Raw genomic sequence first — 9102 nt, 5'->3', positions numbered from 1 at the left:
TCTAACGAATTAGCGGCGTAATAATGCTCCGGTCGGTAATACACGGTTGTTGGTGTGATGATGACATTGTAATTCGGAATGTAAATGAAGAAATGGGATAGATATTCGTTAGTGGTGCTGTATATGGACAGGCTGCGTTGCATACGACCCACACCATATACATTGTTGATGTCCATCGGTTTAGGATCTGCAATCAACCGGTACAGATCCTGGTTAACGGCTAATTGTCTCGTGAAGACTTCAACCTGAATCAGATTTCGTTCGATAATTTCCTTGCCGAGATTGAGCGATTTCAAACTGTTCTCAATGGAACTTGTCCTTGCGGCTTCAATGGATGTTCTATAGGAGGCATACCCGGCAATTTGAGGAATCATCAGAACAATGAGATACGAAATCAAAAATCTCCGAAACACTGGTGAAAATTTGGACCATTGCTTCTGCATATGTACCTCCTATTAGTAAGCGTTTACAAGATTACGTGCAACTCAGCCGTTTAATGATACACTCTGTATATATTCTTGGTGAAGGTACATCTTCTTCCTTATGGTACATCTACGTACAATCTAACCACAATACACAATATATAATAAAAGCGCATGCGATGTATTCACATTTGTAGTCTCTTGTGAACGCAAATAAGGACCTCCACTAGCCATATTGGCTTGAGAAGGTCCTTGCTGTTAAGCGTTAGCTTAGTTATTGACCGCAATGAATTTCCATTGCTGATTCGTTGCATTCGTGAAATCGTTCTGCTGCAATTTTGCACCGTCTGCTGTAGATGAAGCTGTTACCTCGATAGCCTTGTTGCTGCTAACGTTGATAATACTCCAATATCCATTGCCCAGGTCGTTGACTTTGAAGTGCTGCGCGGAAGTATTCAAATTGCTCATCAACTGAACCACTTCACCATTATTATTCGTGCCGTTTCGAATGTCGATTACTTTATCTGGCGAATTCACACTTGTCAAGGTGTAATTCCCACCAGCAAGCTGATTCAACACCCACTTTTGAGGATTGCCTCCCAAATCGCTCCATTGCTGAAGCTGCAAATTGTTCTCATTTTGACCTCCGGGGATATCAATAACCTTGCCAGAATGTCTGGCTACAATCTTGTAGGTTGTTCCCGAGATTAATCCGCTTGATGGCGTGCCGCCGTTCGGATAAGACTGTGCACGTTCATAGTACCAGTTGAAGAGGAACCGTCCCATCGCGCTACGTGAAGCATCTCCATCCCACTTCAGGCCTGCCGTAGGATCGGCAAAGGAGCTTCGTTGTCCTTCACCCAGAATAAAACCGTTCATATGTGCTGCAATACTGACATTGCCTGATGCATTAAAAATGGTTTTGGTATTGCTACCAAAGCCTTCATTGCTACCGTTGAACAGATCCCAGTAAGCGGAATCGCCAGCTTTCTTTTTGAACCATGTTACTTCTGTGATATTGATTGGATATTTATCGGCCGCAGCCTTTACATTTGTATTCCACTGATCCTGAAGGATCGAAAAGTTGTCATACGCACCATACCCTGGGTACCAGTGAACAGCATAACCGTAATTGTTCAGTGGGTCTGTCAAAGGATGGCTTGCAGTCAGACTATAGAACTGGTTGTATCCAAGTCCAGCGGCCCAGATGACATTGTCTGCACCTTTGCTACGGATGGTAGAAATAATGGAATTCTGGAAATTGCGCAGATCGTTCCAGTGATCCACGAAGTCGTTCTCGCCATTATAGCCACCCCAGTGTCCGTTGGCGTACGATTTAATCGGCTCATTGATCAGCTCAAAATGTACGTTGTCTGCACTTTTGATTTCTGGACGTTCAGCGAGATAACCCCATATTTGATTGAACTTTTGCAGATTGGCTGCGGTGGTCCCCTGGTCATCCTTCAGTGTGAAGTCAAGGCCAAGCGTGACATATACACCTTTGGTTTTGGCGTATTGGATATAAGGGATAATGACATTCTGCGTTACTGTTTGTAGACCCGCAAAATTGTAAGTACCTGCTGCTACGTCACCCATGTCCTCACGGTCAATGAACAGACGGATCTGATTCATATTCCAGCCGTGGCTGCTTCCGTATTTGGGACTTGTACTTGTGAACGTATCCGTAATGTCCTTCAGATAAGCTAATGTGGCAGCATGGCGATTGTTACCATGAAGATTCAGATAATAATTGCTATTCTGGTATGTCCAGTAAGCACCTGAAGGCTGATGCCATCCGCTCATCACAACAGGCTGGTTGTTACTGTTAACCAGATTTTTACCATTGACGTGAAGCTTGTCCATCGGCATACCGACCCATGCTTCGGCACGATTCTCTCCCCATGGAGCTATGGTGATTAGCAACGCAATAATGAGCATGATTTTGCATGATCTTATCATCTTTTTCAATATAATTCCTCCTGAACATGGTTTGGCTTACAATGAACCTGCAAATGGTGAGTTTACAAACTCAACCGCTGTAGGTGCACGTTTCCGTAAACCGTTCCAAACCAAGAACCGCATTCTCTCTTGCATGAAGACCCTCTCCTTCCGTTTGAATTTGTCTTGACTCCGGTTGTTTTATCCGACAATCCCTGTACGTTCCACACTCTCCACGAAGTAACGCTGCACAAACAGGTAGATGATGATCAAGGGCAGAATGGCAAGTAAAATGCCTGTATCCTGAATCATGCTTAAATAAAATGGATCTGCCTTGGAAGCCCCATCACTGACTTGTTGGGCCAGATTATAGGGGAGTGAAGACAACTGGGTGGACATCACTTTGCTGGATGTCAGATAGGTTGTCGTGTAGAAACTGTCATTCCACTGCCAGACGAAGGAAAATAGCATAACGGTAACCATGGAAGGTATCGCGTTCGGCAACATGATTCGTGCAAAGGTTCTGCTGATACCTGCGCCATCCACGTATGCCGCCTCCTCCACTTCCTTGGGTATACCCCTGAAGAACTGGCGGAAGATGAAAATATACAATCCTGCCTTCAGCGAATTGGCCGTAATTGCGGTAAGAATAAACGGCCAATAGGTGTTCAGCAGATTCACAGGCTTGCCAGCGATCAGTGTGATGAGCCCCATCAGATCAAAACTTTTGAGGTTCAGGTACACCGGAATGAGAATAGTCGTTGGCGGAACAAGTATGGTCAGGATGACACCTGCGAACAACCAGTTACTTCCCTTGAATTTCAGCCTGGCGAAACCATATCCCGCAAGAGCACAAGACACTGTTGTCAGTAGGGTCGTCGTTGCAGACAACGCAAATGTATTGAACAGCGTTGTCCAGTAATCCATGACATGGATGGCCTGCTTGAAATTGTCGATCGAGAAGTTCTGAGGAATCCATACCACGACCGCCGAATACAGATCACCCTTGTCCTTGATGGATGTCGATACTTTCTGGAATATCGGAAACAGGATAACAAAGGAAAGGCCAGTAATCAGTATGAATCTTACGAGGGACCACAACCAGCCTTTCCAGTGTTCCAACGATAATAATCGTGATGTCGTCACGCTGGACGCCCTCCTTTCTAATCTTGGTAAAAGACACGTTTGGAGAAAATAATGGATACAATCACAAGAATGATAGCGATGGCGAGAAAATAGACCCAGGCCATGGCGGAACTTAAACCAAAATCGAATTTGACGAATCCGGTATCCCGGATAAGCTCGGTCATGGCATTATTGGCAAAAGAATCGATGACCGTATAAATCATGTTGACGAAAATAAGGGGCTGACCATCGGGAACGTAATTTTCCAAAAAGACTCGTACCCTGTAGCACCTTCCATTTTGGATGCCTCATACAGTTGAGGCGAGATGGTCTGGATGCCTGCCAGAAAGATCAGGATCTGCACCCCGGACTGACTGACAATCTGATAGATCCGATCCACAGCACTGCTTAAATACGTCACAATCCACTCGCTGACTCCGGCATCCAGCATCAGATTCTCCAGTTCAAATGTGCCGAGTGCACTTCCGCCGGTGCTGTTCTGGTTCACAGCATCAATCAGACTCGTGCTCTCCAGCGACATAATAACTCCTGATGCCAGAATGACTGGCAGGAAAAAGATGGATCTCGCCACTGCACGGCCTCTGAACTGCTGGTTCAGAATAACGGCAAGGAACAGGCTGAATATGACGATAAGCGGCACGTTCACAATGACATCCGTAATAGATTCGATTAATGCCCGGTTGAAACTTGTATTCACGGTAAGCGCCTGAATATAATTGGCTACACCAGTGAATTGTATCGAGATCCCCTCTGCATTGGCCTGAATGGAGCTCAGACTGTATCGCAGGGAAGCCAGCAATGGAACAAAGAAGAACAGCACGAACCCGACAAGCCAGGGAAGCACATAGATGATTCCCCACATGGCTTTCTGCTGAGCATACGTACGACTTCCCCATTTCAATTTCAGGAACGTTTTCAGAGCTGCTCACCACCTGTCACATAACTTTGGGCTTCCACGGTATGATTCTCAACATGTACGGAAGTATCGTTGTAATTGACGAGAACAAATCTGCCATTGGCATACGTTGTTCGGAATACACCTTCCGCCAGTTGATCATGAGATATCATAGGTTGCCCGGCAAACGACTGGTTCGCCTCATTGACCTCGTTGTACATCTCCGCAGCCAGGTCAATCCACTGCTCATAATTCGCAGCGTAAAGGTTATCATAATCTGTTTCTTTCACGACATGGTTCGGTGCATTAAACCAGGTGAAATAAGGGCTCGCTCCATATTCAATCAGTTTCAACACATACTGTCTCGCATTCGTATACGTCGTGAGATTGTAGGGAGAACCGGTGTAGCTGATGCTACCGTGTATAACTAACTGGAAGAAGGGAATCTCTTCATCTTCAAGCTTGAATTGGCTGCTGCTCATCGGTGCATCCGTCAAAGATGTCACATAGGGGAGTGCATACGCATTCCCTCCCTCGGCAACAACGGATGTTGCCTGTTGCTTGATCCGCTCCAATGTTCTGGTGACGTGCTGTACTGCCTCCGTCCGATCCAGAAGCTTCTTCGGATTCATATCGCTGTTCAGCTGTTCTGCCAGATCCCTGAGGGACAACCCATCCGTTTGGAATGGCTTGAGTTCCTCTAACATTTCTTCCGTCACATGATCAAGCACGTTGGGAGAAAGAACATACGATGGTAATCGATCCCGGTCACGTCGTTGTCTTGCCGGGTCCATCGGATATAGAGCCGCCGGTTCCTGTGTTAGCGTCCGGGAAGCCTCTTTGGTTGGTCTGAATCCACTTTTGGAATGCACGTTCAGCACAGCGACATCCGGATAGAAACCGATCCCCGCTTCACGAGCATAATCACTGAATTCCCGCATACCTTTCTTCCCACCCAATACCCCATCCACCTTGATGGAATCCGGCAGTTTATGCTTCAGGCCTCCGTTGAACCATCCGGCATAGCGGACCTGAATATTCGATACCTGCTTCTCCTTGAGCATGGTCAGGATCTGCTGCGCTTCCTCAAAGGTGGTTAAGGCCTGAGTGGAATCGTAGGGTATACCGAGCATATGCTTTTTGGTTGTCATACCGCCGACCAGTTTGAGGTAAAATGGGATGTCTGGTTCCCCCTCACTTGCTTGCATTTCGGGAAGACCTCCCGTACTGACCAGATAATTCCGGTATAGACCCGCCAAGCCGGAGTAGGAAGCCTTATCTGCCCCAACAAATGCATAACGTACAACAAAATCTGAGGAGGTCGGCTTCTTCTGGAATTTAGGAAGTGTTCGAACCATGTCACTTGCCTGGAGTGTGACATCGCTCTTGTTCACGACGTAGAAGCTTGGATATACGTTGTTATAGCTGTTCAGTTTACCGCTAACATCCGCATTCACAACAGCAGCTGCCGCTCCTTCTTCGATGATCCCCAGGAAAGCACCGCCCTCCCGAATCAGGCCAAATACCGGTAGCCTTGCTTTAGCTTCACTCGAATTTACCTCCCGCAACTTCATCGTCAGATCTGGCCCATAAATATCTTGCTGATAGCCTGGGTACTGGAGCTTACCGTTATTAAAATGGATTAGTGCTCCCGAACCGTCCGGTACCAGCATGGAGCCTTGGTCACTCGTACTTCCGGCCCCGAAATAATCCAGTACGGATATGCTGTTGACCGGGTATTGTTCCGGGAAATGGATGCCGGATGCCGGGACTCGCACAAGCAAGTCTTCCCCTTCCAGCTCATATTCCATCGTGAGCATGAACAGCCTGGGGCCACTTCTCTCTTGTTCAATCCCATGCTCTGCATGATCCAGTTCAAGGTCTTCCGATGTATAACCGGCTGTTTCCAAAGCTTTCAAAGCCCTGGATAACTGAAGCCCCTGCATCGCTTTGTCGATTCGGACATAGACACCTTCGTCTTTGTCCTCTGCATAACCGATCTTCAAAGCCCGCTGACCGGTCTTGTCGAGCTGGGCCAACAGCTTTTGCTCAAAGCGTTCCTTGCTGATTTTCACAGGCAGGTCTTCAATGGAGCTCTCATTGTTCCCGAACTGATAGTTCACCCGAACACCGTTTGGCAGTGGTTCGTAACTTACCTGCCTATGCCCTACGCTGTCGGTATACGAATTCACTGTACTGCTCTGCCCCAGACTGTTGAAGAAGCTAAGCTTGGTTTGCGATGACAGGAGGTCTTTATTGATTCCAGCAGCGATCCCGTCTTGCGCGCGATTCTCCGGATTGCTGCGCCAAATCTGACCACTATCCCTGTGTAGAACTGCAATCTCGGCCGTATCTTCATGGATGAACAACTGCAACGCTTCGTTTCGGGCGACCCCGATCATGTCTGGAAGACGCTCATCTCTAAAGGAAGCTGTCAGTTTTTCTCCGGGAGGCAGGGAGGGAACTCCAGTTTGCTCCATAGCAGTAGCAGAAACTTGGGTCGTTGGTGTGGATGAGAACTGACAACCGCTAATGAGCAGACTGCTAATGAGCAATATTCCGGTTATTTTTTTGGCTACGGCATTCATTGCACATTCCTCCTTCCTTAGCCCCGAAGCACTAATTCCTGATAGATAGTCACTGCAAAGGACACGATCTGTTGTACCAGACTGAAGAACAACAGGCATAGAAATGCCATGAATGCCATGGCAACAAGCGTAAGCAGCATCGTAAGCACTGTTTTGGCCGGAGAATATTGATGTACCGTCATGTTGCCAACGAATAACAGATACAACGTCCAGCCAATGGCAAGAGCGTTAAAGAAATAATAAAAGGCGGTTTCCTGAACGGAGATGACAAGACTCAGCCAGATCCATGGAAACTGAATCAGAAACAACGGAACCAGGGCAAAACATGTGGACATAAAAATCTCCGAAAACTTGCCTTCGCCGTCCATAAGCGTGGTCAACGACCAGTTGGCTATACACCAGAACAACACGGGAATGATGACATACATCATTTCCAGCAGGCTGTTCAAGCGATTCGGATTGTTGAAATTAATCAGGAAACTGCTGTATTGGGCGTGAAGAATTTTGGTGACAACCAGCAGCCCCAGAATCATACATGCAATCAGCAGCGTTGTTCTCTGATTCCGCTCATATTTCAGCTCCCAATACCCGTCAAACGGATGAAAAATGAGGTGTAGCGGATATTGGTACAGTTGTTTACTTGACGCCTGCATTCGTAGTCCTCCTTTTCTGCCTGCGAACGATGATGACAGTTACAATCGTAGCTGCAACCAGTACCAATCCAGACATCATCCACGAGAAATGCTCTCGTAGCAGGTCTTTGCGGAACAAGAGGAATGCCTTGGAGTAACCTTCACGCTCCATGCTTCGCTTGAAGTATTGGGCAGATTCTGCGTATTCCTTTTGACGTAGCAATGCTTTGCCAATCCCTGCATAGGCATACTCCAGATTCGCATTCATGTCGGCAGCTTTGGAGAAAAGTACCGAGGCTTGATCTTCATTCCCATTAAAATAACTATGAACCGCTTCGTGCAGTGTACGGCCATACTCTGTCGTCTGAAATACAGTGATCTCACCGAGCGCTTTGTCCAGCACTAGCATCCGGTCTCCCGCGCGCTCCAGTGCAACCGGGGTATTGAATTGACCGAGTCGATTTCCAATGCCACCAAAGATGTGGAGCAAGTAACCGTCACCGTTATACGTAAAGATTCGTCCCATCTTGGAATCCAGCACGGAGTACATATCACTTTCGCCTACATCCACATCAATCAGCCGGGAAGGTCCAAGCTCATTGCTGTACACCAGGTCCCCTGAGGTGGTTGATACCCTTCTCTTCGAAGGATGTCTGTTCCTTGGGCATTGAGCTTCTTGATGGGTTCCTTGCCCCGGTCTCCGCTGGTTGCATAGATAAACCCTTCTTCGTCTATGTCCAGATTGGTGAACTCCGTCGGGGTAAACATGACCATCTGACTGCGTTGCTGTCGGGTTGCGAAACGTTTCCAGAGATACTCTACCGGGTCCACCTGTACCCTGTTCGCCCCAATGAATGAAGAGAAGGTACCATCCACGTTGAATTCCATGAATCCATCAAATACACCTTCCGCCATGACATAGATTCGTTCTCCTTTATCCATGACAATCCGCAGCGGTTTGAACTGAAAATCCGGTTTTAACAGATCCGATTGGGGCTGTTCCACAATTTTGACCAATTGGCCCTGTTCATCCAAATGCACAACCCGATGATTATCTGAATCCGCAATGAGTATATGCCCATTATTCGTTACATACAGTCCCTGTGGATTTTTGAATTGCTCCTTTTTGCCATCCCGCTCAAATGAATCAATCTCACGAATCAGCTTCAGTTCACGATCCATCTCCACAATACGGCCATTGCCTGAATCCAGGACGAACACATGCTCATCGGCTGTGACATGCATATCACTGGGCTCTTTGAATGCCCCGATCTTTAGCTTCGTGCCTGTAATCATTCCCGTCGCTTCATATGCAGCGGGAGCGGGAACGGCTTCTGCCCAATAGGAGTACTGGTATGCGTCAGATGAACCGTCTGCGTTAGCGGGTGCTGCCTCTGTACCTAAGAACAGGAGGCAGGCCATGCCCATGGTGATCCATCCGCATTTGTTCCATGTGCTTTTTCGCACTTTGCTGCCTCCCT

General features: G+C 47.4%; 6 protein-coding genes and 2 pseudogenes. All 8 read right to left on the bottom strand.

Features of this window, described 5'->3' with window-relative positions:
• A pseudogene (locus C0Q44_RS24045) lies at positions 1 to 443 on the bottom strand (helix-turn-helix domain-containing protein); the annotation flags it as partial.
• Between the two features lie 249 nt (positions 444 to 692).
• Complete coding sequence (locus tag C0Q44_RS24040; protein ID WP_258166529.1) at positions 693 to 2381, bottom strand: RICIN domain-containing protein; 1689 nt, start codon at positions 2379 to 2381, stop codon at positions 693 to 695.
• A 180-nt stretch (positions 2382 to 2561) separates the two neighbouring features.
• Positions 2562 to 3506, bottom strand: coding sequence for a carbohydrate ABC transporter permease (locus C0Q44_RS24035; protein WP_105409727.1), 945 nt, complete (start codon positions 3504 to 3506; stop codon positions 2562 to 2564).
• Positions 3507 to 3523: 17 nt separating this feature from the next.
• Positions 3524 to 4368 (bottom strand): annotated as a pseudogene (locus C0Q44_RS24030) (carbohydrate ABC transporter permease).
• 53 nt (positions 4369 to 4421) lie between these two features.
• Positions 4422 to 6989 (bottom strand): DUF5696 domain-containing protein, encoded by a 2568-nt coding sequence (locus C0Q44_RS24025; protein ID WP_105409726.1) that lies wholly within the window; start codon positions 6987 to 6989, stop codon positions 4422 to 4424.
• 17 nt (positions 6990 to 7006) lie between these two features.
• Positions 7007 to 7642 carry a Yip1 family protein gene (locus tag C0Q44_RS24020; RefSeq protein ID WP_105409725.1) on the bottom strand — a complete coding sequence of 212 codons (636 nt, stop codon included), beginning with the start codon at positions 7640 to 7642 and terminating at the stop codon, positions 7007 to 7009.
• Positions 7626 to 8231, bottom strand: a complete 606-nt coding sequence (locus tag C0Q44_RS31600; protein ID WP_308737463.1) for a hypothetical protein — start codon at positions 8229 to 8231, stop codon at positions 7626 to 7628. Before C0Q44_RS31600 ends, C0Q44_RS24020 begins: the two co-directional genes overlap by 17 nt.
• Positions 8198 to 9088, bottom strand: coding sequence for an NHL repeat-containing protein (locus tag C0Q44_RS31595; RefSeq protein ID WP_308737462.1), 891 nt, complete (start codon positions 9086 to 9088; stop codon positions 8198 to 8200). The genes C0Q44_RS31600 and C0Q44_RS31595 overlap by 34 nt, the downstream gene beginning before the upstream one ends.
• Positions 9089 to 9102: the final 14 nt, after the last annotated feature.

The sequence above is a fragment of the Paenibacillus sp. PCH8 genome (genome assembly GCF_002968835.1).
In the GTDB taxonomy this organism is placed as follows: Bacteria; Bacillota; Bacilli; order Paenibacillales; family Paenibacillaceae; genus Paenibacillus.
The sequence above is the reverse complement of the archived record's forward strand: the minus strand, read 5'-3'. Positions and strand labels throughout refer to the sequence as shown.

Coding starts and splice junctions, on each gene's coding strand:
- C0Q44_RS24040 (WP_258166529.1), bottom strand. CDS start 2,381: ATGATAAGATCATGCAAAATCATGCTCATTATTGCGTTGCTAATCACC.
- C0Q44_RS24025 (WP_105409726.1), bottom strand. CDS start 6,989: ATGAATGCCGTAGCCAAAAAAATAACCGGAATATTGCTCATTAGCAGT.
- C0Q44_RS24020 (WP_105409725.1), bottom strand. CDS start 7,642: ATGCAGGCGTCAAGTAAACAACTGTACCAATATCCGCTACACCTCATT.